We start from the raw sequence: 24,591 nt of genomic DNA, 5'->3' as shown, positions 1-24,591 counted from the left end.
TTAGTGTTAGCTTCCTCGAAAGACTTGACAAAGTTCTATAACTTTCGTCTGAAGAGTGGATATATCTGAATATCCTTGCTTAAGGCTAACTTCTAACTCCAGCAACAAAGGTAAAATCGAGATTAGTTGCTGTACAGAAAGTGACTTGATTTCTTGTTGTAAAAAGTAAATTCTTTTGGGGTTTCCTACCTCAGCAGCTTGAGCGATCGCTTGCGGATTGCGCTCACCGCTTTCCATCATAATTTTTACCCATAACCAAGTACGAAATTGACCAATCAATGTAGCGACTATCCGTAAAGCAGGCTCAGAAGCAGCGATCAGATCGCTTAACGTCGCCAAAGCTCCAGCTGTGTCTCCAGTTCTAATTGCTGCTGCTAATTGTAAACTATTTTGCGTAGTATTGCCGATTAATTTGGTAATTATATCAACATCTAAAGGCTGGGTGCTACCAGCAGTGTAGAGGTGCAACTTCTCCATTTCATTATAAAGAAGGCGCGTGTCGTTACCTACAGATTCTGCTATAAATTCCGCAGTCTTGGGAGTTAATTTTACACCTACAGTCTGAGCAGCTTGATTCACAGCTTGTACTAGCAACTCCGTTTTCCAAGGTGGAATCAACGGAAATTCTCGAAACTCAGTAGCGTATTGCTTCAAAATTTTTGTCGATTTTAAGCGTTCATCGGGTTTGTTGCGGCTTGTGAGCAATAAAAATGAGTTCTCCGGAATTACAGGTAAGGTACGCCCAAGTTCTGCTAACACATTATCTGGGCAATGTTGGCAAACAGTAGAATTGACTAACCAGACTAATCTGCCACCAGCACCAAAACTAGGTGTCATGACTTGATTTAATCCCTGAATCGCTGCATCATCTCGATCTGGTAGCAAAGAAGTGTAGTTAAAACTTGTCCATTGGGGATCGAGGACGCGATCGCACAAAACTGCCACCGCTTTTTCTATGGCAAAATCATCTTCACCCCAGTAAACATAAATGGGCATGAAAAACCTCTGTTCTCCTCTTGTTTTACCGTAGCATCACAAAGGAAATTCAGGACTGAGGAGTGACGGCTAGATTTTTGATAGTCATTTGTCCTCAATTGGCTGCTTGCACTAATAGCGAATTCGGGGATCTACGTAAGCGTTTAAAATATCAATTAAAATACTGGCGCTAACGACGATCGCACCGAAAAATACTAGCACTCCCTGGACGGTGGGATAATCGCGATCGGAAATTGCTTGATATAGTCGGTTTGCTAACCCAGGCCAAGAAAATGTCACTTCAGTTAGAATTGCTCCACCCAACAAAGAAGCAAAGGTTAATCCCAAAACTGTAATTACCGGAATTAGAGCATTTTTTAAAGCATGAGAAACTAAAATCTTACGTTCTGGAATTCCTCTGGCTCTAGCAGCTTCTATATAATCTGCTTGTAGAGTTTGCTTTAAGTTGACGCGCACAATTCGTTCAAAAATTCCACTCAGTAATATTCCCAAAGTCAAACTAGGAAGGGCAATATGATGCAATGATGCAAAAAACTGGCTTAAGTTCCCAGCGAGTAAGCTATCAATTGTATACAAACCTGTAATATGCGCGGGTGCGGGAAGATTAGGCGGAAACCTATTGGAATTGGGAAACCAACCGAGTTGTACCGAGAAAATCAACTGAAGAATCATTCCCGCCCAAAACATCGGCAGTGCATAGGTAATAATTCCAAATAAGCGTCCTCCCGCATCTACAGCTGTCCCAGGACGAGAAGCCGAAAGAGTACCAACCAAAATTCCGACAATCAGTGCAACTGCCATACTACACACAGCTAACTCTACTGTCGCCGGAAAATACTGTGCAATTATGTCACCAACGTGCTGTCCTCTACTCGTCAAAGAGGTTCCTAAATCAAAGCGCAGCAAGTTTCCCAAATAATTTAAATACTGTAACCACAAAGGTAAGTCTAAACCGAGTTGTTTGCGTAATTCTGCTTTAGCACTTTCTGGCGCACGTCCGCCCAGAATCGCATCTGCTGGATCTCCTGGTGTTGCTCTTAGTAAGAGAAACACAATGGTGATAATTGTTAATAGCTGAAGTGGCGCTAACAGTAAACGGGAAGCAATGTAATATTGTAGGGCTTTGGAGCGTGACATATTTAGTCAAGGGTCAATAGTTATTAGTCATTAGCCATTTACACAACTCAGGACAAATGACTAATGACAAAGGACAAAGGACAAAACTACTTTTTAATTGGCTTGTAAACTAAATTTTGAGTTGGGTCAAGTTGGACGTTACTTACACCTTTTTGTGCAAATACATAATCTTTGTTTTGCCATAAGGGAACGTAAGGCACATCATTCACTACTTGTTCTTGAATTTGGGTAAATATTTGCTTGCGGGCTTCTGGGTTTTGTTCTTTACGTTGCCGATCGATCAGCTGATTGACGGTTTGATTGTAATAGAAAGAACCTTGAGTTTGGCTACCACCATCTTCGCATCCCTTAGCAACCGAACCTTTTTGACAAGCTAAAAACGGTTGCACGTAATTATCAGGATCTAAAAAGTCTGGATACCAATCAAGTAAAGCTGCTGGATACAAACTCTTGGTAATGTCTTTATAGAAGGTAGCACCTTCTACAGTGCTGATTTCAAATTGCAAGATGCCATCCATCTTTTGATCGACCAGGGATTTGAGGGTCTGTGCTACCAAACTCCGAGTAGCCGAACTAGCAGGATACCAAACTTGAACTTTTGCCGGATTTTCTTTAGAAAAACCAGCAGCAGTTAATAGTTGTTTCGCCTTATCAAAGTTAGCATCACCATATTTATCTTTAAATAAAGGCTGGGATACATTAAAGGTAGTAGGAATCATGCTGTAAAGCGGATCGGCTTGATTAAACAAGACTCGCTGATTTAAAAGCGGACGATCGATTAATGAAGCGATCGCTTGTCTGACCTCTGGTTTATCTAAAGGTTTCTGATTCCGGTTCAACACCATATAACTGACTACGCTACCTTGAGCGCTGATCGCTTGCCAATCTCCTTTTTTTGAACCTTCTTCTAAACTACGAATTTGATCTGGTTGTAAAGAAAGGTAAGCTACATCTATTGCACCAGTGCGGAAGGCATTAAACAAATTCACCGGACTTGTTTGAATTTGGACGTTAATACCTTGATTAGCTGGTTTGTCTCCCCAATATTTATCAAACACATCCAATCGCAGCGAATCAGTACCATAGGCTGCTAATTTGTAAGGGCCAGTTCCGACAAATGTCTCTGGTTTAAATTTCCCCGCACCCAGTTCGTAAGCTTTCGGCGACACTGGACAAACACCAGAAAACGCTAATAGTGAGGGAAACGCCGCAAAAGGTTTTTTCAGCTTGACAGTTAACTCATACTCACCCGTAGCTTTGACTGAATCTACAGTATCGGCTAATAAGAAAGAAGGTTTACCTTTATTTTCAATAAAGCGCTTGATAGTAAATGCCATTGCTTCCGCATTAAAGGGAGTTCCATCGTGAAAAACTACTCCCTGGCGTAAAGGGATGGTGTAAGTTAAACCATCGGCACTGACTTTGGGTAATGCTGTCGCTAGTTGGGGCTTAATTTCTGTGCTACCTGGCTCATAAGTATAGAGGCGATCGCTCATATTAAACACCAAACCCAACGATGCCAACTCATAAGCATCCGCCGGATCTAAAGTTCTTGGCTTGGCTGTCGTCCCGATAGTAATGCGACCATCACCTGTAGAACTATTTGTAGAACCAGTTGATGTATTTGTTTGTGGACGAGCACAACTGACAACCAAAAATAAACATAGACAGAATAAAGAGAGGAATTGTGCCATCCGTCTCCATCGTCTAATTGATAAGGTAAACCTGGTCATAGAAATAAAATTGTTGAAATCAGCGGTGAGTAATTTTACTATAGGTTGGTTAATTTCTCACATCAAAATAGCAACGTTTATGAGAAAAATTAGGTAAAAGTACATAGTTTGAGATGAAATCTTAGAGCATCAAAAACTTTATATATTATTAAAATTTTTAATAGTAGCTTATTTTGTCGTAAATTTTATAAGTAATCGGGGTTATTTGGGATAGTTTAGCTTTGAGCCTAGCCCAAAGAGTTTGAAATTAAAAATTTGTCATTTGCTGCCTAGCTTTGCTGACAATATATCAAGGGATATACATCAGCGCTGAAGGCGATCGCGATATCGTAAACAGCAGATTAATAGTCTAATAGTGAGACTAAGAACGTGAAATATTTTTTCCTATCTGAAGGATGGACAGTATCTAGAGTCTGGGCCTCTGATGGACTCTGGCAGATAACCGCGTGGCGACGCCAACCAGATATTCAGAAACTGAATATTTGTCTTGTGGAAAATAACGAATTGTTGTGGCTTTATCGAGTTGAAGAGGCCGTTCTCACCGTAGAAGTGAAACCAACAACAACACTAGCAAATACTACCATCGGTCAAGTAGTGCTGAAGCGTTTGATGACAGCCGAACAGGTAATCGAACGCTTGGGTACAGCTGAGGCCAAATGTCAGCTGCAAAACATTCAATCAGTGGCGCAGTAAGAAAGCAGAGGAAGTAGGAGGAGCAGGAGTGCAGAGGAAGAATCTGCCTTATGCTCCTCACCTGCTTCATCTCCTTTAGTTCCATAAGAACACGTAAACTAGATGTAAGACAGGGATTGGTAGCGAAAAACATCATAGATGCTACGCGATCGCATCTATTTACACGCTTGCAAACAATTCCATCAATAGTTACACTTTTTAAAATATTCTCATTTTTGCGCTTGCTATTGCCTAGCACGTTTAACTACCAAAATGCCTCTAAGAGGTTTAATCACTTCTAGAGAAATATGAGGTAGTTCAATATTGAGAGCGATCGCAACCCAATCGGGTACAGACCGTTACAGCGTCTAAGCATAGCCAGAATACCCACGCTGTCTGACTTAACAAGACCAAGCTGTGGTAAAAAAGACCCTGGCAATAACAAAAAACAAAAGAGAAGTCCCAGCGGTAACTTCTGCCGCGCATAACTTCCGTAAGAAAATTGCTTTGTAAACTAACTCATCGAGGAGGAGCGTAGTCGATGGGACTACCCTGGTACCGAGTACACACAGTCGTTCTGAACGATCCAGGACGACTGATTTCTGTACACTTGATGCACACAGCTCTAGTGGCAGGCTGGGCTGGTTCGATGGCATTGTACGAACTAGCTATTTATGACCCCAGCGATCCGGTTCTTAACCCCATGTGGCGTCAAGGGATGTTCGTGTTACCCTTCATGGCACGTTTGGGCGTCACTCAATCTTGGGGTGGTTGGAGCGTTACTGGTGGCCCGGCAACCGATCCCGGTTTCTGGTCATTTGAAGGTGTTGCGGCGGCTCACATTGTTCTTTCTGGTCTTTTGTTCTTAGCTGCCGTTTGGCACTGGGTTTACTGGGATTTGGAACTCTTTAGAGATCCTCGCACTGGCGAACCTGCTCTAGACTTGCCAAAGATGTTTGGCATTCACTTGTTCTTATCTGGTCTACTCTGTTTTGGCTTCGGTGCTTTTCACCTAACTGGACTATATGGCCCGGGAATGTGGGTTTCTGATGCCTTTGGAGTTACAGGTAGCGTCCAACCAGTAGCGCCCGAATGGGGGCCCGATGGCTTTAACCCCTTTAATCCTGGTGGCATTGTTGCTCACCACATAGCTGCTGGTATCGTCGGCATTATTGCAGGCTTATTCCACCTCACAGTCAGACCACCCGAAAGGCTCTACAAAGCTTTGCGGATGGGTAACATTGAAACTGTACTTTCTAGCAGTATTGCTGCGGTATTCTTTGCTGCCTTCGTGGTTGCTGGAACTATGTGGTACGGTAACGCTGCTACCCCAATTGAACTGTTTGGCCCTACCCGTTACCAATGGGATCAAGGCTACTTCCGTCAAGAAATTAATCGTCGCGTCCAAAACAGCGTTGCCAATGGTGCAAGCCTTTCGGAAGCTTGGTCACAAATTCCTGAAAAACTTGCTTTCTACGATTACGTTGGTAACAGCCCTGCCAAAGGCGGTTTATTCCGTACAGGGCCAATGGTCAAGGGTGATGGTATTGCCCAATCTTGGCAAGGTCACGCAGTATTCAAAGATGCTGAAGGCAGAGAATTAACTGTACGTCGTCTGCCCAACTTCTTTGAAACCTTCCCAGTTATCTTGACCGACAAAGATGGTATCGTTCGCGCTGATATTCCTTTCCGTCGGGCAGAATCCAAATATAGCTTTGAACAATCTGGTGTAACTGTAAGCTTCTACGGTGGCGATCTGAACGGTCAGACCTTTACAGATCCAGCTGAAGTGAAGAAATACGCCCGTAAAGCTCAAGGCGGTGAAATCTTTGAATTTGACCGGGAAACCTTGAACTCTGATGGTGTATTCCGCACTAGCCCCAGAGGTTGGTTCACCTTTGGACACGCTGTATTTGCTCTCTTATTCTTCTTTGGTCATCTCTGGCATGGCGCGCGTACAATCTACCGTGATGTATTTGCTGGTGTAGAAGCGGATCTAGAAGAGCAAGTCGAATGGGGTCTATTCCAGAAAGTGGGTGACAAGACAACCCGCCGTAAGGAAGCTCTCTAATTTTTAGGGACTAGGGATTAGGATCTGGAGATGAGGAAATAGGTTTTTCCTAGACCTCATACCCAGTACCGAGTCCCTGACACCTCATACCCTAGCTTGGTACAATATTATTACTGGCTGGATAGGCAGGAACTTGTAATATGGAAAGCGTTGCTTACATCTTAATTTTCACTCTGTGTATAGGAGTTCTCTTCTTTGCGATCGCATTTCGCGAACCCCCCCGCATTGCGAAGAAAGATGATTAGAACACTATTACTCGACTTTTAACGTCATATAAACATGAATATCCGCTGTCACCTCTTTGGTATCAGCGGATATTTACGTTTACTGCCTCTGAAATTAGTTTGCTTGGCAAAAATTACACTATCTACAATTACTTTGACTCGCGATTAATCCCGATTGTAGTAAAGAATCAGGGAATACTTTGGTGTAAGCTAGAGGCTGGGTCAAATACTTTAATTATGAGTAATTTGATAACAAATTATGAATCTTAAGGTTGAAACCCTTGGTACTAAATATCAACATCCTGATAAATGACTTGTCACCAGGCAGTATGATATAATCTTCTATCTGTGAAGTTGATATGTGTTGTTACTAGCTTTTCTGCGCTAGGATGAAAAAGGTTTGGGCTAGCATGATATCGCTTGCCTGATAATTGCAATCGCGACAAAAAATTACGGAGACTAGAACCAGGAACAAATTAGCATGGTCAATCAGAATTTAACCGCTACAGAAATTGGATTTACTCACGAAGATTTCGCTGCTCTACTTGATAAGTACGATTATCACTTTAGCCCTGGCGATATTGTACCAGGAACCGTTTTCAGTATAGAGCCGCGCGGCGCTCTGATTGACATAGGTGCGAAAACCGCAGCATACATCCCTATACAGGAAATGTCTATTAACCGGGTAGATGCCCCGGAAGAAGTATTACAGTCTAACGAAACGCGCGAATTCTTTATTCTCACTGACGAAAACGAAGATGGTCAGCTAACCCTCTCAATTCGTCGTATTGAATATATGCGGGCTTGGGAGCGTGTACGCCAGCTACAAGCTGAAGATGCTACCGTTCGCTCTGGTGTGTTTGCTACTAACCGTGGTGGTGCATTGGTGCGGATTGAGGGATTGCGTGGTTTTATCCCTGGTTCCCACATCAGCACTCGCAAACCTAAAGAAGAATTGGTAGGTGAAGAACTACCATTAAAATTCCTCGAAGTAGACGAAGAACGCAATCGCTTAGTTCTATCTCACCGTCGGGCGTTAGTTGAACGTAAGATGAACCGCCTCGAAGTTGGTGAAGTTGTAATCGGTACAGTGCGTGGTATTAAACCCTACGGTGCCTTTATTGATATCGGTGGCGTTAGCGGTCTATTGCACATCTCTGAGATTTCCCACGAGCATATTGATACACCTCACAGCGTCTTCAATGTCAATGATGAAGTGAAAGTAATGATCATTGATTTGGATGCAGAAAGAGGTCGGATCTCCTTGTCAACCAAGCAGCTCGAACCCGAACCCGGTGACATGATTAAAAACCGCGATTTGGTTTACGATAAGGCAGAAGAAATGGCAGCCAAGTATCGCGAACAAATGCTAGCGAAACAACAAGGTGCTACTGCTGTTGCTGGTGATGCTGTAGTTGAAGAAGAGATTCCCGCAGCTATTGAAGAAGATATCCCAGTAGCTATTGAGGAAGAAATTCCAGCAGCTATTGAAGAGTAAGACATTCGTATTTGTCTGTAATTAAAAACATGAAAGTTTTTCAAAAAGGGGGATTTTCCCTCTTTTTTTATGGTATCCATTTCAATTAGAGGAGTGAAGGATTTTGGTAACGATTAAATGTAAAAATATGACATTTCCTCATATTCAAGCGATTTTGTTTGATAAAAACGGTACTTTAGAAGACTCAGAAGTGTATTTGCGATCGCTCGCCCAAAGAGCAGCAAGATTAATAGATGCTCAAATTCCTGGTATTGGTGAACCTCTACTAATGGCATTTGGTGTGAATGGCAATAGCCTCGATCCCGCAGGTTTAATCTCAGTCGCCAGTCGCCGCGAAACAGAAGTTGCTGCTGCTGCATATATTGCTGAAACTGGTAGAGGGTGGTTTGAGTCTTTAAAAATTGCCCGTCAAGCTTTGGATGAAGCCGAAAAATACATTGGTCAAACTCCTTCGCCATTGTTTGTCGGTAGCTTGGAAGTATTGAAATCTCTTTCAGAAGCAGGGTTAAAACTTGGTATCCTCTCAGCAGCGACAACTCAAGAAGTACAAAGCTTTGTCGCTCATCACCAGTTAAGTGATTACATCCAGTTAGAAATGGGAGTAGATGAAGGGCCGAGCAAACCCGATCCCATCCTATTTTTACAAGCTTGCCAAGCTTTAGGAGTAGAACCAAGCGCTACATTGATGGTAGGTGATTCTGTTGGTGATATGCAAATGGCACGCAACGCTAACGCCGCAGGTTGCATCGGTATTACTTGGATTGGTCAATCAGATCATGTCAAAGGTGCGGATGTGGCGATCAACCAGCTTGATGAAATTCAAATTATAGAAGTTTAATTGACAGCATAATTCAAAATTAAAACAGGCTTTACGCCTAGATTTAAGAGTTAGGATCTACCTCCGTAACTGGAAATTTACTGTTAGTTATAGCTACAATCGGTTCTGGGATTTGCAAGCATTTACATCATAATTAATCTATCCTAAATCCTAGTAAGATTAATATCACTGATGTATATAAGCATCATATAAATTACTCAACATTTTTACAGTAAAAATTAATAATATTAGCACTGATACCAATTCACGAAAAGCCTGATACAAATAAAGCATCCAGAATAAAACCCCAACCTGTAATAGAAGCAACAATGAAGTTGTTTAATTGCTCAAGGCGTTGCCAGATAGCTGTTCTTAACTCGTCTAAATTGGCAAAGCATTCCCAACTTAAATTTCTTTTAACTTCTTCCCATAACCTTTCAATGGGATTGACCTGGGGAGTATGTGGAGGTTGAAATAAGAAAATAATATTTTCGGGAATTTGAAGTGTCTGGCTTAAATGAAAAGCACCATTATCTAATTGAAGAATATGTATATCGTCTGGATATGTAGCCGCAAATTGTTCTAGAAAGATATTGAAACAAGCTGTGTTGAGATGAGAAAATTCCCAAATATAATACTCCCCAGTTAATGGTTCTACTAAACCGTATAAATAGAAATTTTCTCTTCTCCATTGCATGATGCCGATAGGTTTAATGCCACAAAGCGTAATCAGTCTTCCTAATTCTGTTTTTAATCCTACACGGCTTTCATCACCACACCAGTATCTAATTCTTTTGTGTTTATCCTTTGGCTCTATAACGTGTTTTTTAATGACTTCTAGGTATTGTGGCAGTTTTTTTTAAATTCTGATTCTGCTTCTTCGTGATGTTTTATCCCTACTGCTCTTGGCACTTTTAATTTGGCTTTCATTCGATAACGTACTGTATCATGTACTACTTTATATGATGCTTCTATTCCCTCCACTGCTTTTAGCCATGTTCGGATTTCTTCATAACTTTTAAATCCTTCTGGTTGTTCTAGTTCTTTTAAAAGTTGCTCTTTTGCTTCTGACTTAATAATTGGCGGTCGTCCTGTACTTTTTTTTATTACTAACAGACCTGTAATTCCTGATTGTGTATAAGCCTTTAACCATCGCTGTACTGTTACTCTTCCTCTGCCCAGAACAACACCTACATCCTGTATTGTTTTTACTTGTCCCATTTTCAGCAAATACAAAGCTTGTATTCTTTCACGGCTTGATGCGGTTTTTTGTTTTAACAGCAGTTCATGTAACTCTTCGACTGACTCTTTTATTTCAACTTTAGTTACTCCAGCCATTTTTATTGTTCATATTTATTCCTTAATTATTTGTATCATACTTTTAGTTAATTGGTATGAGAAACTGCCATTAGGTAGATAGCGATCGCTTACTTATGGTGGAAAATGAAACTTCATTGATATTAGGACTTACGCAATTGGCACAAATAGCAGGCAGGGCAAAGCCCTGACACGCGACAATATAAATCAAACCAAGCACATAAAAATACTTGGGCGCTTCAGTTGCTGAATTAAATAATTAGAAAGCAAGTTATGCTTGATTTGATAGATAGTTTTGCCAGTTCTATAGGCTAAATTCTTTAACCTAACCCAAACCAACATTGCACAAGCAATATGATTTCTTTGGAGTCTAGCTTTCCGACACTGGCAAGATTCAATGCCAGTTAGTTGTTTAATTTCCCTGTGAAACTCCTCTATTTTCCAACGAATTTTACACACCTGTTGTACAACATCCGTGGAACTTTGAGATAAATCGTTAGTGGCGACATAATCCGTTCTGTTGGTAGAAACAGTAACCCGGAATAGTTTCACTTTTTTATTAGCTGGGAATCCTTTAATTTTTATGATTTTACCACAGTCTAATTCTTCTTGGTTCCATTCTAATAATTCAATCCGTTTATATTTTTCTTGACCAAATGTATCATCAACTAAACGATTATTTTTTAAAGGGCAATAATAAATTTTGTCTAAGCTATCAATATATAGCATTAAACTGTGTACCGCATACCATGTATCCATCAAAACAGTATCAAATGGTAAAAGCTTATGATACACAAGGTTTTGGAGCATATCTTTCACATGGTCTATCTTGGTTTTCCCATCGACATCAGGATTAAAAATTCGATAATCTATGACCCAAAATCTTTGAAGTGTAGGGTTGACATACACGCAGCTAACTACACCAATGCCTTTCAGGACACCATGCTCATTACCACTATATTGTCTTCTGACTATTTCTATTTCTTCAGAATACTTTTTATCTAAAACGCTATCATCAAATATGATGTAACCATTTTCATCAGACTCAACGACCTCTTTCACGTTATCCCATAGTAAACGAGGTGTTAATTTTTCGGTTTTCAAATAATAGTTAATTGCGTCATGACTAATACTCTCTAAATGCTCTGCCAAATTGGTAATTGTATAATTAATTTGACTACTTAATAAATATTGGCAGTAATTAAGCTTAGTAAATCTCATTACCCTTAGCGAAATTTATCTAATATAACCTCTACCTATTTTCTCACGAATATTTCGATAGTACTTCCAAGACAGCGACTTCTATTACGAAGGCAAAGCTTTCAAAATCAGATTTAATTAATACCTATGTACTATGAACTAACGATCGCATTGTGCCAGTTGCGTAAGTCCTGATATAACTGAATCAACGCATTCATCTGAATTTCTGGGCGTTCATCCTATTGCCCTCATGTATTCCAAGATTTTCATCAGATTAGAGCCGCTAGGTTTAGAATTGGTTGCGGCTGACACCTGTAATGCGGAATAAGCGTGCGCAAACAGAATTAGATGAATTTATTCATATTTTAAGGTGAACCAATCCGTTATGTAATTAATGAATTTGAACCAGTTTTTGATGCTGCTGATTTTGTGCGTTGTGGTAAAGATATTTTTGTTTTAAAAAGTAATATGACAAATTATTCTGGCATCAATTGGTTAAGAAGGCATTTAGGGGAAAAATACACAATCCATGAAATCGAAAGTAGTTGTCCTACCCCCATGCATATTGATTCTACCTTTATGCCTCTAGCACCAGGTAAGGTGTTAGTTAACCCTGACTATATTGATATAAATAAATTACCCAAAATTCTGAAATCTTGGGATATTTTAGTTGCTCCAGAACCAGATCCCATTACAGGCTATATTGTATCGATGTGTAGCAAATGGATTAGCTTAAATGTGTTAATGCTGGATGAAAAAAGAGTAGTTGTCGAAAAATCTCAAGAATCTACGATTAGAGCCATGAAAGATTGGGGATTTCAACCTATCCCTTGCGCTTTTCTAAATTACACGCCTTTTGGTGGCTCTTTTCATTGCGCAACTTTAGATATTAGGAGAAAAGGGGAATTAAAGTCTTATTTTTAAGTGAAGTTTTTGGCTTACTTTTACACAAATGAGTGGGCTATGCCCACCCATTTGTGTAAGTCTAGGGATATTAATTACTTACCAAATACAGTACCTAGAGAACGTGCGATATTTTGCGGTTGCATTGCGTCCATTGCTGCTGTTGGTTCATAACCACAGTGAACCATACAATCGGCACATTTGGGATTACCACTAGCGCGACCGTATTGACTCCAATCTGTGTCTTCTAGTAATTCCTTGAAGGTGGCATAATAACCTTCATTTAAGAGGTAACAGGGTTTTTGCCAGCCGAGAACGCTGTAACTGGGGCTACCCCAAGGCGTGCATTCGTAGTCCTTCTCGCCTGTGAGGAAGTCTAAGAATAGAGGATTGTGATTGAAGTTCCAGTTTTTCTCACCAGATTTATGGGGGGCAAGAATTTCTCTAAATAAGGCGCGTGTTTGTTCGCGCTTGAGAAAATGATCTCGATCTGGTGCCCACTCGTAGCTGTAGCCAGGCGAAATCATCATGCCATCAGTATTCAGGGTTTCCAGGAAGTCGAAGAACTCCTGTATTTCTGTAGGGTCAGTGCCATCAAAAACAGTGGTGTTAGTTGTCACCCGAAAACCTTTAGCTTTAGCAGCACGAATGGCTTTAACAGCAATATCAAAAACGCCTTTGCGATCGACACATTTATCGTGCAATTCGCGCATTCCATCTAAATGAACGCTAAAAGTTAGGTAAGGCGAAGGTTGGAACTTATCCAAGCTTTTTTCTAGCAACAAACCATTGGTACACAAGTAAACATACTTCTTGCGTTCCACTAATCCCCGGACAATTTCATCAATTTGGGGATGCATTAACGGTTCTCCCCCAGGAATTGAGACAACTGGTGCGCCGCACTCTTCCACAGCGGCAAAGCACTGTTCTGGGGTTAAATTTTGCTTGAGTATTTCCGGTGGATGTTGGATTTTACCACAACCATTACAAGCTAGATTACACCGGAAAAGTGGTTCTAACATTAATACTAAGGGAAAGCGTTTGCGCCCTTTCAAGCGCTGAGTAACGAGATATTTCCCGATATCTATAGCTTGTTGTAAATTAATCGCCATCGAACTGTTCACTCCTCTGATACGTTGCAATACACCACAATCTCAGCCCCCAGATAAATATGTGGGGTCTTAAATTTTGAATTTTGAATTTTGAATTTTGAATTCCCCTAAGGGGTTGACATATCCTCTGCTAATAAACCAATCGACCGCATCCTGAAGTGCTGTAGTCAGGGAAGACTGAGGTAAGCCCAACTCTTGTACTGCTTTTGAGGCATTGTAGTACATTGGTTGTTGAGCCATTCGCACACCATCTAATGGCACTGAGGGCGATTTTCCTAAGGGCGCGAGAATTTTCTCATCAACCCAAGCAACGCTAAGGGGCAACCAACTAGGTACGGCTTGTTGCGGTGCTTTTAAACCTGTAATTTGGGCAAGTTGTTCTAAAAGTTGCTTCAAAGTTAGATTTTGATGTCCTAAGATATAGCGATCGCCTTTTTTACCTCGCTGCAAAGCTAGTAAATGTCCCCAGGCCACATCTCGCACATCAATAAAATTCAGCCCCGTATCCACATAAAATGGCATTTGCCGCCGTAAAAACCGCAGGATAATATCACCTGTTGGCGTAGGTTTGATATCCAACGGCCCAATCGGGCTACTGGGATTGACCACAACTATTTCCTGACCTGCACTAGCTGCTTGCATGGCTACTTGTTCTGCCAGAAATTTCGACTTTTTGTAGTGACCAACCAATTTTTCTAAGGGACTCTGATGAGTCTCATCTACGACTTTACCAGATTCCCCTACCCCAATTGCAGCTACGGAGCTTGTATATACAGTGCGTTCAATCCCAGCTTTTTGGGCTGCTGCTAAGACATTGCGCGTACCTTGGACGTTATGGCGGTAGAGTAACTCTTGGTCTGTTTGCCACAGGGAATAATGAGCTGCAACATGAAATAGGTACTGACAGCCAAGCATTTGCTGCCAGAGATCCGGATCGTTTAAATCTCCCTTGACAATTTCTACCTCCAACCCTTGGAGATTCTCTAGGTTGCTGCTAGGGCGTACAAGTACTTTGACTGCATATCCTTCTTGCAGCAACAGCCGTACCAAGTGGGCACCAATAAAACCCGTACCCCCAGTGACAAAGGCTTGCATCAAGGAATCCACCTCTTTTTGAATCGGGGAAACCGATCGTCTAAGATGGCGTAGACCACAGGCACCACAATTAAACTCAGGACAGTTGAAGTTACCAACCCACCCGCGATCGCTACAGCCATAGGCGATCGCAATTCCGAACCCGCACCCAAACCTAAGGCGATGGGAACCATACCTAAGATTGTCGCCGCAGTGGTCATCATGATTGGTCTGAGGCGTACTGGCCCGGCTTTGAGGATAGCGTCTTTGCGTTCCATCCCAGAGTTACGCAATTGGTTGATGTAGTCCACAATCAAGATGGCATTTTTATTGGTGATACCCAACAAAAACACGAAGCCAATCAGGGAAATCATACCGAAGTCACTCTTGGTAATTAACAGCGCCAGCATTGCTCCCACTAAAGCTAAAGGTAAAGAAACGCCAATCACTACTGGGTCTACCCAACTTTTGAATAGCCAAATCAGTACGACCACAATACACAACGCTGAGAGAGCTAAGGTAGTACCAAAACTGCCAAAAACTTCACCCAAACGGGCAGAATCTCCTCCCAGGTCTAAAGTTACGCCAGGGGGCAGGACTGCTTTAGCCTCTGCTACGACCTTATCAGTAGCATCTCCTAGGGACATATCTTTGCCTAAGTTAGCGCCGATATAGGCTACACGCTGATTATTTAGTCGCTCGATTTGAAAAATTTGGTCGTTTTGATTGTTTTCGCCTGTTACAGTAACATCAGCAAAACCCGGTAGCTTGACTAATCGGTCTTTAATTGCTTTCGCTGCCTTGCTGAGTTCTTTGAGGTCATTACCTCTTAATGCCAACTGTAAGGGTTTCTGACCGCCCGTATCCACAAATTGAATATCTTCCACACTGGTAGTTACATTCGGGAGATTGGGTAAAGACTTACGCAATTGCTCTTGTACTTCCGCAGTTGTGACTTTGCGGTCTTCCTTAAGCTTGACATAAATTGTGCCTTTATTCGGCTCACCCTCACGGGAACCAACGGTAGTAAATACTGTTTGTACAGCTGGTGATTTTCTGACGACCTCTTCCAGTTTCTTGGCAACTTGTAGAGAATCGTCTAAAGGGTTAGAAATTGGCAGTTGGGATTGGGCGTTGGCAATTTGTGAATTAGCTGTTTCCCCTTGTCCCCCTTGTCCTGCTTGTGCCTGTGCCTGTGCTGCCTTCAAATGCTCAGGTAAACTCAGCAGAGGCGCAGTGTAGGTAATATTAAATTCGCCGCGATCGAGTTTGGGAATAAATCCCTTGGGAATCATGGGAATGATGGCGATACCCGTAATTAAGCTGAGTAAAGCTAAACTCATGACTATGCGCTTGTGATCCAAAGACCAAGACAGCAAATCTCGATAACTTTGGGCAAAACTAATCCATAGCTTAGATTCGCGACGACGAGAACGGGATGATGGGGGTTTGAGCCAGTAAATAGAAAGTACTGGCGACAAAGTTCTGGCTACTAGCAAAGAAGCTAGCATAGCGGCGGAAACTGTAATCCCGAAGGGTTTGAAAAACTGACCTATTACTCCACCCATCAGCCCAATTGGTAGAAAAACCGCGACTGCTGTAAAAGTTGCGGCGGTGACAGTCAGGCCAATTTCATTGGTAGCAGAAAGAGCAGCTTGGCGGGGTGTTGCACCATCTTCAACGTGACGCATGATGTTTTCTACATCGACGATCGCGTCATCGACAATACTACCAATTACCAAAGCCAAGGCTAACAGGGTAATCGTTTCCAGATTGAAGCCGAAAAATGCCATGACGATAAATGTTGCCAACAAAGATGTGGGAATCGCCAAGGCGGAAATTAAGGTAGCTTGCCAATTCCACAAAAAGGGAAAGATGACAATTACCGATAACACAACTGCTTCAATCAAAGCATCGATTGTGGAATGGGTGGCGTTGCGGATATACTCAGCCTGAGTGGCGGCTAAGGTAAGTTTGACGTCTTTGAGAGTAGACCGCAGCTTGCCAACTTCTTTCTCAACTCGGCTCACCACTTCTAAAGTATTGGCTGTGCCTTTTTTGATTACCTGAAATGCCAAAGCATCTTGACCGTTAAAGCGCACTAAGGTAGCCCCGCCTTCCGGTAAAGCAGCTGTATTAGCTGCTAGCTGCGGAGGAGAAGTACTAGGCGCACCCAACAGCACTACTTTTAGCACTCCTGGTAGTTTAGCGATCGCTGGCACAATTTTGTCTTTTGCCAACTTCGTTAAATCGGTGAGATTAACACCTGGACTCTCAAGTGCATAACTAATGGCAGATGACTCATTGAGGTTTAGGGGAATAATTTTATAATTTGCTCCCTGAGTTAGAGTCAACTTCTTGAGCGCAGTCTCGACTTGGCGAGTCGAATTTTCAAGGTTTGTCCCAACGACGAAAGACAAACTCACAGCACTTTGCCCCGGATAAGTAGATGAGCGAACATCCTCAATTCCTTCCAGGGATTTCAAACGCTGTTCTATTGGTTGGGTGAGTTTGGTCTCTGTATCCAGAGCTGATTCTATGGGAGCAGTAGCATTTACCACCACCACAGGAAAGGTGATATCTGGAAACAAAGCATACTTGAGGGAACTGAAAGCCAAAAGCCCAGCTACCGTCACGGCAATCCAAAAACCTACCGTCAGCCACGAAAATTCAATCGCCAATCTAGAAATATTGAAGCGTTCTCGTGCGGATTTTGAGCTATTAGGCTTGACCATCTTGGAAAATCATCGTGCGGGTGACACAATTATTAGTCATGCTACAGTAATCACTTGAAGTTTGCGAGTTCGGGTACTCCCCAATCAGCAAAATTGCTGAATGTTCTGTCCTTGGTATGACTCAATTTTTTCTACAACATGGAACTTGAGTAATGAAAGTTGGCTCTATTGAACACAAGGAATTATTCTGCCGCAGCTTTTTAGATAGCCACTTAGAATATGAGCCGGAGCATCTACCCTGGCCGGATTTGAATGATGCCGATCTAGCTCGATTGCGGGCTATTCCCTTTTGGGAGAAAGCTTTCGATATCGAACGGGAAGCTGGCGCAATGGTGAGTAGTTATGCAACCACTGTGACAGATCCCCTGTTACATGAAGCAATCGCTCTCCAAGGTAGAGAAGAATCGCGCCACGCCCGTCTTATCAAAACACTCATTGATCGCTATGGCATCGAAATGCCGGAACGCCGTCCTGTAGAACTACCACCAAAGATTGAGCCAGCCTTCACAACCTTTGGTTTTGAAGAATGCTTAGATTCCTTCTTTGCCTTTGGGCTATTTGGTATTGCCCGTGACGCTAAAGTATTTCCTGAACCACTCTTCACAATCTTCGATCCAATTTTGGACGAAGAAGCACGGCATATTGTATTTTTTGTCAATTGGTTTACCTACATCCAAATTAATCGCGGTCAAGGACTTTTACCTCTGCGGATCGTTAGAACTCTTTGGTATTACGGCAAAGCACTGAGTAATTTAATTACCGCCTTTGGCGATGCCGATCCCAGTGGTACTGGTTTTACTGCTACTGGCGCTAGCACTTTCACCGACGACTTGACATTAGAAAAGTTTCTCGCCGTCTGTATTCAAGAAAATCATCATCGGATGAGTAAGTATGATTCCCGACTGCTCAATCCAGAATTAATGCCCAAGCTTGCTAGTATTGCGTTACGCACTCTCCAATTGATACCTCGCAGGCGCGAGCCTCAAACTGTATAGAGGGAGTGTGGGGAAGGTGAGGAGTGTGGGGAGTGTGGGGAGTGTGGGGAGAAATGGGACAAGGGAGAAACTGCGTTGTAAACTTATGAGGCTTTTTGCTCCGTGAACGAGGTTAATAGCTCCGTGAATGAGGCTTTTTGCTCCATTAATGAGGGTAATAACTCCATTAAGGAGGCTTTTTGCTCTATTAATGAGCCTTTGAACCTGAAAGTTTGAACCTGAAAGTTTGAGCTTGACCAATAACAAATGACCAATGACCAATGACCAACTAATTCTTGTACCCCAAGGCGCAGAGTACAAAGCTGTGTGTCGTGGCTTAAGCCGTGTCGCTAGCTTAAATACAACTGTAATTCCTATTCCTGTGGGTGTAAAAGCTCTAGGCGCATATCTGCACAAATTGCAACAAGATGGGCGGTTGCTGAATCAACCACAGGCGAGAGTGCTGGTGATGGGTTTGTGTGGTAGTTTATCCCCCAGCTACCCTGTGGGAAAAATCGTGTTGTATGAAAACTGTGTTTATCAGGGGAATATGCGTGAGTGCAATAGCACTTTTACAGCACAGTTATACTCAGCACTGAATACTCAAAACTTAGCACCAAATTTGGTGAAGGGACTAACAAGCGATCGCGTAGTTTGTTCCGCAGCAGAAAAACGCCAGCTTGCGGCAATGTCTGGGACTGATGTTGTAGATATGGAAGGATTTGCTGCTTTAGAGTTTTTCAGTGTGATGGGAGTATCAGTAGCAATGTTGCGTGTAGTCAGCGATGATTGTCAGCATGATATCCCCGACATAACATCAGCAATCAGTCCTGATGGTTCCTTGAAGCCTTTACCCTTAGCATTAACATTACTTCGACAGCCTATTGCTGCTACCCGTTTAATTAGAGGTTCCTTACAAGCATTGAAAACATTGGAAGAAGTCACCGCGTTATTATTTTCTAGTTAATAAGTGCAATTCAATTTTTTTTATTTTCTAACCTACTAGATAATATTTTATATAGCCGATCGTCCACTGTTAGCCAGCACATAAGACCAATTACAGCTAGGCTGAGTATGAAGTTAACTGGATGAACGAAATTAAGAGAAACAAGATAACCTGCTATGGGAAATAGCAAAAACTGTATCCACAAACATCGCATTGTTCTCTCGCCGATCTTTTCTAAGAAATCTATGAGGAGAGAAAGCTGCTTTTCTAAAAAACCCGATTTAATAATTCCTTCAACGACAAATAACAAGAGAATGGAAACGGTAGTACTAATCAGCAAATAACTTAATTCTCCGCTTTTTTTCCACAATCTACCATTGTACATCTGGTGTTGAAACTGCCAATCCGCAACCACGATGAGACCGAAAAAGGTTAGAGTAATCAATGCCCATATCTGCGGCTTCAAAACTGGCATTTTACCTTTTTCGCGCAGGAATAGACCTAAACAAATACCTGTAATAAATATTGGTATACTTTGCAGACAGCGAAATCCTTGACTGTAAAAATCTTTGAAAAATGAGTTGGGAGCTATTTGAGTCAAAACATAGCCAGAAATATAGAAAATTGAGGAAATTCCTAGGGCTGTAGCTAACGTGAGGCGATTAAATTTTTGGAATAAAGATTGCAGTCCTAAAAAAAAGGCAAAAGCTACGATGAAAGGTACAAGGAAGTCAGCGTAAGTAAGTCGATTTTGTAGCGTGATTGCATTAATCAGTTGGTCAGTGGCTATAGTGGGAACCATGCTGATACTCGCCTCTTTATGCTTTAAAAGGTAAGTAACAACTGCGCTTGGTAATCCACCAATCAAATACACAAATAAGAGTTTACCTAATACTGTCGGTTTTTTGGCACGGCGTGACAGTCCATTGCCAATACCAAAACATAGCAAGAATGTAGAAAATACATAGGGGTCAAATACATTGAATGGTATTTGCAGTAAATTAGCAGAAAAGAAAAAAGCGCAATGGCGAGTAGCCATCGCGATCATCACGAATCCCTTTGTAACATCTAACGCTCTCAGACGCGATTTAATTGGGACATCTTCCTGAGTAGTTTTCACTATCAATCTCCAGAGCTTTTGCTAATTTTGATACAAAGGATTTAGCCGAATGCATCTGTAATAAGCGATTTCAAGGCTAATTGTCCACTCTGAAGATTGATTACTAAACCACGCCAATAAGTAAGTCGGTGCAAATAATCATCACTTGTTTGCTTTAGCGCTAAAGCGCAACTACGAGCCGCGATCTATCCTGGGTAAACTCGCCCTTTCCAAGCACCACCGCGTCCTTGCCAATGACGGATAGCTGAATCTATGGTCATTAATGTATAAAGAAAAGCGATCGCAGGTAAACAAAAAGCTAGCCAAGCAGGACATTTATAAAAGCGGATAGTGGGAAAGTAAGCTAAGGTCATTAACAACCAAGCTGATAAACCGACAAGCGCGTAGACGCAAGGCGTCTTGTCGCCAGACATCGCCCAATTGCCCGTTAAACTGCCTAAGATAGTAGCTACAGGTGGAATTAAATAAATTACAGTCATTGCTACGACTGTGCCAACTAATAGCAACGGCGAATAATTTAGTTGGGTGTAAGCAGTACGCGCCACCATATCCCATACTGTGTCTAGGGTGGTATAAGGACGTAAACTCCGAGTTAAAGTACTTAATCCCAGCCAAATGTTTCCTCTGCCATTTGCGCCTAACTTGACAGCTTTGGCTAAGGCGCAATCATCAATTAAAGCTTGGCGAATTGCTGCAATGCCACCAATACGCTCAAGGGCTGGTTTGCGAATTAAAATAGATCCACCAGCAGCGGCGGCGGTAGGGTTTTTGGCATGATTAACCCAGCGAAAAGGATAGAGTTTTTGAAAGAAAAACACAAAAGCCGGAATCAAAAGTTTTTCCCAAAAAGTTTCGCATCTGAGTCGTACCATCACCGAAACTAGGTCTAAATCTTCTTGTTCAGCTTTTGCTACTAGTCGGCGAATACTGCTCAAGTCATGTTCAATATCTGCATCTGTAAGTAAAAAATAATCAGGTGTAAACTCAGTAGCTATTTGAATACCTTGTTCAACAGCCCAGAGTTTACCACTCCAACCGGGAGGTAAAGATTTGCCGGAGATAATATGCAATTTTTCGGGTTTATTTAAAGCGCAAGCAACTCCTTGGGCAAAATCGGCTGTACCGTCGGTGCTGCGATCGTCTATCAAAACAACGTTAAAATCACCAGGATAGTCTTGTAATAAAAGCGATCGCAAGGTGATTGGCAGCATATCGGCTTCGTTACGCGCCGGAATTACTACACAAATTCTCGGCAAAGATGTTAAGGGTATTTCTTTTGCTTCTAATTTCTGGTCAGATCGCCAAAACTGCCCGCGAAAACTCAGTAATCCTATCCAAATCAATAAAGATAAAACTGTGAGTACTAATACAAATGCCACCATGACCTGTTGCCCATTCTCAGTGTCTCAGACAGAATACTATGTCTGCTGATTATGGGAAAATATTTTTCACCGTTGTGGTGTTGAGGTGAAATAGTATCTGATGCAAACTCAAGACAGGGTAACAGTCAATCAAGTCGCAGCGGCGATCGCAGCCAGCCAAAATTATCTGCTATCAATTCAAAATCCGGCGGGTTACTGGTGGGCAGAGTTAGAATCTAATGTCACTATTACTGCTGAAGCTGTCCTCCTGCATAAAATTTGGGGAACAGATAGCACCAGACCGCTACACAAAGTTGAAACCTACCTGCGCAATCAACAACGCCAGCATGGAGGTTGGGAACTGTTCTATGGGGATGGGGGAGAACTGAGTACCTCGGTGGAAGCGTACATGGCTTTGAAACTCCTAGGCGTACCAGCAACCGATCCAGCGATGCTCAAAGCCAAAGCTTTTATTCTCGAACGCGGCGGTATTAGTAAAACTCGTATCTTTACTAAATTACACCTAGCCCTAATTGGATGCTACGACTGGCGCGGTATCCCCTCGCTACCGCCCTGGATTATGCTTTTGCCCAATGCTTTTCCCTTCAACATCTATGAAATGTCGAGTTGGGCGAGATCGAGTACTGTACCGCTGTTGATTGTCTGTAACAGTAAACCGATTTTTCAGATTGATCCAGCGATTACGTTAGACGAACTGTATGCGGAAGGACGCGATCGCGTTCAATGGGAATTACCTCGGAGTGGCAATTGGACAGATTTATTTATCACCCTCGACCAAGGTTTTAAGTTAGCAGAAAGCTTAAATTTAGTTCCTTTCCGCGAAGAAGGTATTAAAGCGGCTGAAAAATGGATATTAGAACGGCAAGAAGCTACAGGCGACTGGGGTGGAATTATTCCGGCGATGCTGAATTCCCTGTTAGCTTTGCGCTGTCTGGGTTACGACCCAGCCGACCCGATTGTGGAACGGGGATTAAAAGCAGTCGATAACTTTGCGATTGAAACTGAAGATAGCTACTGCGTTCAGCCATGTGTTTCACCAGTTTGGGATACAGCCTGGGGAATTCGTGCCTTAATAGATTCTGGCATTGCGCCCGATCATCCGGCTGTAGTACAGGCGGGAGAATGGTTAATCGACAAGCAAATACTCGATTATGGTGATTGGAATGTTAAAAATCACCAAGGAAAACCCGGTGCTTGGGCATTTGAATTTGACAATCGCTTTTACCCAGATGTAGACGATTCTGCTGTTGTAGTCATGGCGCTACATCAAGCGAAACTCCCTAATGAAAAATTAAAGCAAGCTGCGATCGCCCGCGCTTTAAACTGGATTGCGACCATGCAGTGTAAACCAGGCGGTTGGGCAGCCTTTGACCTAGATAACGACCAAGATTGGCTTAATTCCGTGCCCTATGGCGATCTGAAAGCCATGATTGACCCAAATACAGCAGATGTCACAGCCAGGGTATTAGAAATGCTTGGTGCTTGTAACCTCTCAATAGATAACCATAACTTTGAGAGAGCGATCGCTTATCTTCTGGGCGAACAAGAACCCGAAGGCTGTTGGTTTGGTCGTTGGGGAGTAAATTATATTTATGGTACTAGTGGCGTTCTCTCAGCTTTAGCCTTAGTTGCGCCGCAAACTCAGCAAAAGAGTATCGAACGGGGAGCAGCTTGGCTAGTTAGCTGCCAAAATTCTGACGGTGGTTGGGGTGAAACTTGCTTCACATATAACGATCCTAGCCTTAAAGGGCAAGGAAATAGTACAGCCTCCCAAACAGCTTGGGCTTTAATTGGCCTAATCGCCGCAGGTGAAGCCACAGGCAAATTTGCTCGTGATGCCATTGAAAAAGGAATTAGCTACCTTTTAGCAACCCAAAAGTCAGATGGTACTTGGTTCGAGGCGTACTTTACAGGTACAGGCTTTCCCTGCCATTTCTATCTGAAATATCACCTCTATCAACAGTATTTCCCCTTAATCGCTCTCGGTCGCTATCGCTCAGTTTTAGGCGCTAGATAGGGAGTGTGGGGGGATGAGGTGAGACCAGCGCTGCGGGAGGGTTTCCAACGCCACTTGCTACAAGTCGGGGAACCCGCCCAACGCAGTGGCTCCTCCGCAGGCGACTGGCGTTAGCGTAGCGTAAAGCCTTCGGCATAGCTTCGCTTAGAGCGACGTTCGCGAAGCGTCTCCCCTTGGGAGAAGGAGCGTCACCCGAAGGGGAGAGAAGAACAAATGACAAATGACAAATGACAAATGACAAATCTCATCGAATACGAACAAGCTAGCGATGAAGTCCGCGCGGTATATGACGACATCCGCGCCACGCGCCAGACTGACTATATCAACAATTTTTGGAAAGCGATCGCCAACCATCCGCCGACTCTGCAACGCACTTGGCAAGCAGTCAAGGAAGTGATGACTAGTCCTGGCGAGATCGATCCGCTAATGCGCGAACTTATTTACATCGCCGTGAGTGTAACGAATGGCTGTGATTACTGTATTGCCTCACACACGGCATCAGCACGTGCTAAGGGGATGAGCGATACTATGTTTGGCGAACTCTTGGCGATCGTTGCTACTGCGAACACAACTAATCGCCTTGCCGATGGTTATAAAATTCCTGTGGATGAACAATTTAAGACCTAGGAGTTGAACAACGGGAACGTTACCTGTTCCCGTTTT

The 24,591-nt window shown here is 42.7% G+C and carries 21 protein-coding genes; 10 read left to right on the top strand and 11 right to left on the bottom strand.

Annotation, left to right across the window (positions count from 1 at the left end):
• Positions 1-6 precede the first annotated feature (6 nt).
• From holA to AACU33_RS00660, 3 genes are all read right to left on the bottom strand, one after another.
• Positions 7-996 (bottom strand): DNA polymerase III subunit delta, encoded by a 990-nt coding sequence (holA, locus tag AACU33_RS00670; protein ID WP_096586574.1) that lies wholly within the window; start codon positions 994-996, stop codon positions 7-9.
• Positions 997-1,107: 111 nt separating this feature from the next.
• A complete protein-coding gene (locus AACU33_RS00665) occupies positions 1,108-2,133 on the bottom strand; it encodes an ABC transporter permease (protein WP_096586573.1) in 1,026 nt (341 codons plus the stop codon).
• 86 nt (positions 2,134-2,219) lie between these two features.
• Entirely contained in the window at positions 2,220-3,866 is a 1,647-nt protein-coding gene (locus AACU33_RS00660; RefSeq protein WP_096586572.1) for an ABC transporter substrate-binding protein, read from the bottom strand.
• Between the two features lie 369 nt (positions 3,867-4,235).
• Here AACU33_RS00660 and AACU33_RS00655 point away from each other — a divergent pair, with 369 nt between their 5' ends.
• The 5 genes from AACU33_RS00655 (at position 4,236) to AACU33_RS00635 (ending at position 9,169) form a co-directional block, all read left to right on the top strand.
• Complete coding sequence (locus tag AACU33_RS00655; RefSeq protein WP_096586571.1) at positions 4,236-4,559, top strand: hypothetical protein; 324 nt, start codon at positions 4,236-4,238, stop codon at positions 4,557-4,559.
• A 520-nt stretch (positions 4,560-5,079) separates the two neighbouring features.
• Positions 5,080-6,609, top strand: a complete 1,530-nt coding sequence (gene psbB / locus AACU33_RS00650; protein ID WP_096586570.1) for a photosystem II chlorophyll-binding protein CP47 — start codon at positions 5,080-5,082, stop codon at positions 6,607-6,609.
• 140 nt (positions 6,610-6,749) lie between these two features.
• Complete coding sequence (locus AACU33_RS00645) at positions 6,750-6,854, top strand: photosystem II reaction center protein T (protein ID WP_071989499.1); 105 nt, start codon at positions 6,750-6,752, stop codon at positions 6,852-6,854.
• A gap of 460 nt (positions 6,855-7,314) precedes the next feature.
• Positions 7,315-8,331, top strand: coding sequence for a 30S ribosomal protein S1 (locus AACU33_RS00640; protein ID WP_096586569.1), 1,017 nt, complete (start codon positions 7,315-7,317; stop codon positions 8,329-8,331).
• A gap of 103 nt (positions 8,332-8,434) precedes the next feature.
• Positions 8,435-9,169: an HAD family hydrolase gene (locus tag AACU33_RS00635; protein WP_096586568.1), complete on the top strand. Its 735-nt coding sequence runs from the start codon at positions 8,435-8,437 to the stop codon at positions 9,167-9,169.
• A gap of 244 nt (positions 9,170-9,413) precedes the next feature.
• Here AACU33_RS00635 and AACU33_RS00630 read toward each other — a convergent pair whose 3' ends face one another.
• The 3 genes from AACU33_RS00630 to AACU33_RS00620 form a co-directional block, all read right to left on the bottom strand.
• Positions 9,414-9,938 (bottom strand): IS630 family transposase, encoded by a 525-nt coding sequence (locus tag AACU33_RS00630; RefSeq protein ID WP_096586567.1) that lies wholly within the window; start codon positions 9,936-9,938, stop codon positions 9,414-9,416.
• A gap of 47 nt (positions 9,939-9,985) precedes the next feature.
• Positions 9,986-10,486 carry a helix-turn-helix domain-containing protein gene (locus AACU33_RS00625; RefSeq protein ID WP_096586566.1) on the bottom strand — a complete coding sequence of 167 codons (501 nt, stop codon included), beginning with the start codon at positions 10,484-10,486 and terminating at the stop codon, positions 9,986-9,988.
• 186 nt (positions 10,487-10,672) lie between these two features.
• Complete coding sequence (locus AACU33_RS00620) at positions 10,673-11,686, bottom strand: IS701 family transposase (RefSeq protein ID WP_096586464.1); 1,014 nt, start codon at positions 11,684-11,686, stop codon at positions 10,673-10,675.
• Positions 11,687-12,094: 408 nt separating this feature from the next.
• Between AACU33_RS00620 and AACU33_RS00615 the strand changes: the two genes are divergently transcribed.
• Entirely contained in the window at positions 12,095-12,589 is a 495-nt protein-coding gene (locus AACU33_RS00615; protein WP_339375676.1) for a hypothetical protein, read from the top strand.
• Between the two features lie 74 nt (positions 12,590-12,663).
• Here the strand turns inward: AACU33_RS00615 and hpnH are convergent, their stop codons facing one another.
• The 3 genes from hpnH to AACU33_RS00600 form a co-directional block, all read right to left on the bottom strand.
• Positions 12,664-13,680 carry an adenosyl-hopene transferase HpnH gene (gene hpnH, locus AACU33_RS00610; protein ID WP_096586565.1) on the bottom strand — a complete coding sequence of 339 codons (1,017 nt, stop codon included), beginning with the start codon at positions 13,678-13,680 and terminating at the stop codon, positions 12,664-12,666.
• Positions 13,681-13,749: 69 nt separating this feature from the next.
• Complete coding sequence (hpnA, locus tag AACU33_RS00605) at positions 13,750-14,775, bottom strand: hopanoid-associated sugar epimerase (RefSeq protein ID WP_096586564.1); 1,026 nt, start codon at positions 14,773-14,775, stop codon at positions 13,750-13,752.
• Positions 14,775-17,489: an efflux RND transporter permease subunit gene (locus tag AACU33_RS00600; RefSeq protein ID WP_096586563.1), complete on the bottom strand. Its 2,715-nt coding sequence runs from the start codon at positions 17,487-17,489 to the stop codon at positions 14,775-14,777. The genes hpnA and AACU33_RS00600 overlap by 1 nt, the downstream gene beginning before the upstream one ends.
• Before the next feature lie 152 nt (positions 17,490-17,641).
• On the opposite strand from AACU33_RS00600, the gene AACU33_RS00595 reads away from it, so the two are divergent.
• Complete coding sequence (locus AACU33_RS00595) at positions 17,642-18,484, top strand: ferritin-like domain-containing protein (RefSeq protein WP_096586562.1); 843 nt, start codon at positions 17,642-17,644, stop codon at positions 18,482-18,484.
• Between the two features lie 253 nt (positions 18,485-18,737).
• Entirely contained in the window at positions 18,738-19,430 is a 693-nt protein-coding gene (locus AACU33_RS00590) for a 5'-methylthioadenosine/S-adenosylhomocysteine nucleosidase family protein (RefSeq protein ID WP_096586561.1), read from the top strand.
• 10 nt (positions 19,431-19,440) lie between these two features.
• On the opposite strand, the gene AACU33_RS00585 is transcribed toward AACU33_RS00590, so the two are convergent.
• On the bottom strand, positions 19,441-20,529 hold the full coding sequence (locus tag AACU33_RS00585; RefSeq protein WP_096586560.1) for a hypothetical protein: 1,089 nt from the start codon (positions 20,527-20,529) through the stop codon (positions 19,441-19,443).
• 185 nt (positions 20,530-20,714) lie between these two features.
• Complete coding sequence (locus AACU33_RS00580; protein ID WP_096586559.1) at positions 20,715-21,911, bottom strand: glycosyltransferase; 1,197 nt, start codon at positions 21,909-21,911, stop codon at positions 20,715-20,717.
• 100 nt (positions 21,912-22,011) lie between these two features.
• On the opposite strand from AACU33_RS00580, the gene shc reads away from it, so the two are divergent.
• Together shc and AACU33_RS00570 are read left to right on the top strand one after the other, a co-directional pair.
• Positions 22,012-23,928, top strand: a complete 1,917-nt coding sequence (gene shc / locus AACU33_RS00575) for a squalene--hopene cyclase (protein WP_096586558.1) — start codon at positions 22,012-22,014, stop codon at positions 23,926-23,928.
• Positions 23,929-24,162: 234 nt separating this feature from the next.
• Complete coding sequence (locus AACU33_RS00570; RefSeq protein WP_096586557.1) at positions 24,163-24,555, top strand: carboxymuconolactone decarboxylase family protein; 393 nt, start codon at positions 24,163-24,165, stop codon at positions 24,553-24,555.
• The last annotated feature ends 36 nt before the right edge of the window (positions 24,556-24,591 follow it).

It is taken from the genome of Calothrix sp. NIES-2098, from assembly GCF_963875125.1.
Classification (GTDB): Bacteria; Cyanobacteriota; Cyanobacteriia; order Cyanobacteriales; family Nostocaceae; genus Aulosira.
This window is presented reverse-complemented; position numbering and strand designations above follow the sequence as displayed.

Coding starts and splice junctions, on each gene's coding strand:
- AACU33_RS00600 (WP_096586563.1), bottom strand. CDS start 17,489: ATGGTCAAGCCTAATAGCTCAAAATCCGCACGAGAACGCTTCAATATT.
- psbB (WP_096586570.1), top strand. CDS start 5,080: ATGGGACTACCCTGGTACCGAGTACACACAGTCGTTCTGAACGATCCA.
- shc (WP_096586558.1), top strand. CDS start 22,012: ATGCAAACTCAAGACAGGGTAACAGTCAATCAAGTCGCAGCGGCGATC.
- AACU33_RS00570 (WP_096586557.1), top strand. CDS start 24,163: ATGACAAATCTCATCGAATACGAACAAGCTAGCGATGAAGTCCGCGCG.
- AACU33_RS00590 (WP_096586561.1), top strand. CDS start 18,738: ATGACCAATGACCAACTAATTCTTGTACCCCAAGGCGCAGAGTACAAA.
- AACU33_RS00625 (WP_096586566.1), bottom strand. CDS start 10,486: ATGGCTGGAGTAACTAAAGTTGAAATAAAAGAGTCAGTCGAAGAGTTA.
- AACU33_RS00645 (WP_071989499.1), top strand. CDS start 6,750: ATGGAAAGCGTTGCTTACATCTTAATTTTCACTCTGTGTATAGGAGTT.
- AACU33_RS00580 (WP_096586559.1), bottom strand. CDS start 21,911: ATGGTGGCATTTGTATTAGTACTCACAGTTTTATCTTTATTGATTTGG.
- hpnA (WP_096586564.1), bottom strand. CDS start 14,775: ATGCAAGCCTTTGTCACTGGGGGTACGGGTTTTATTGGTGCCCACTTG.
- holA (WP_096586574.1), bottom strand. CDS start 996: ATGCCCATTTATGTTTACTGGGGTGAAGATGATTTTGCCATAGAAAAA.
- AACU33_RS00640 (WP_096586569.1), top strand. CDS start 7,315: ATGGTCAATCAGAATTTAACCGCTACAGAAATTGGATTTACTCACGAA.
- AACU33_RS00660 (WP_096586572.1), bottom strand. CDS start 3,866: ATGACCAGGTTTACCTTATCAATTAGACGATGGAGACGGATGGCACAA.
- hpnH (WP_096586565.1), bottom strand. CDS start 13,680: ATGGCGATTAATTTACAACAAGCTATAGATATCGGGAAATATCTCGTT.
- AACU33_RS00595 (WP_096586562.1), top strand. CDS start 17,642: ATGAAAGTTGGCTCTATTGAACACAAGGAATTATTCTGCCGCAGCTTT.
- AACU33_RS00620 (WP_096586464.1), bottom strand. CDS start 11,686: ATGAGATTTACTAAGCTTAATTACTGCCAATATTTATTAAGTAGTCAA.
- AACU33_RS00665 (WP_096586573.1), bottom strand. CDS start 2,133: ATGTCACGCTCCAAAGCCCTACAATATTACATTGCTTCCCGTTTACTG.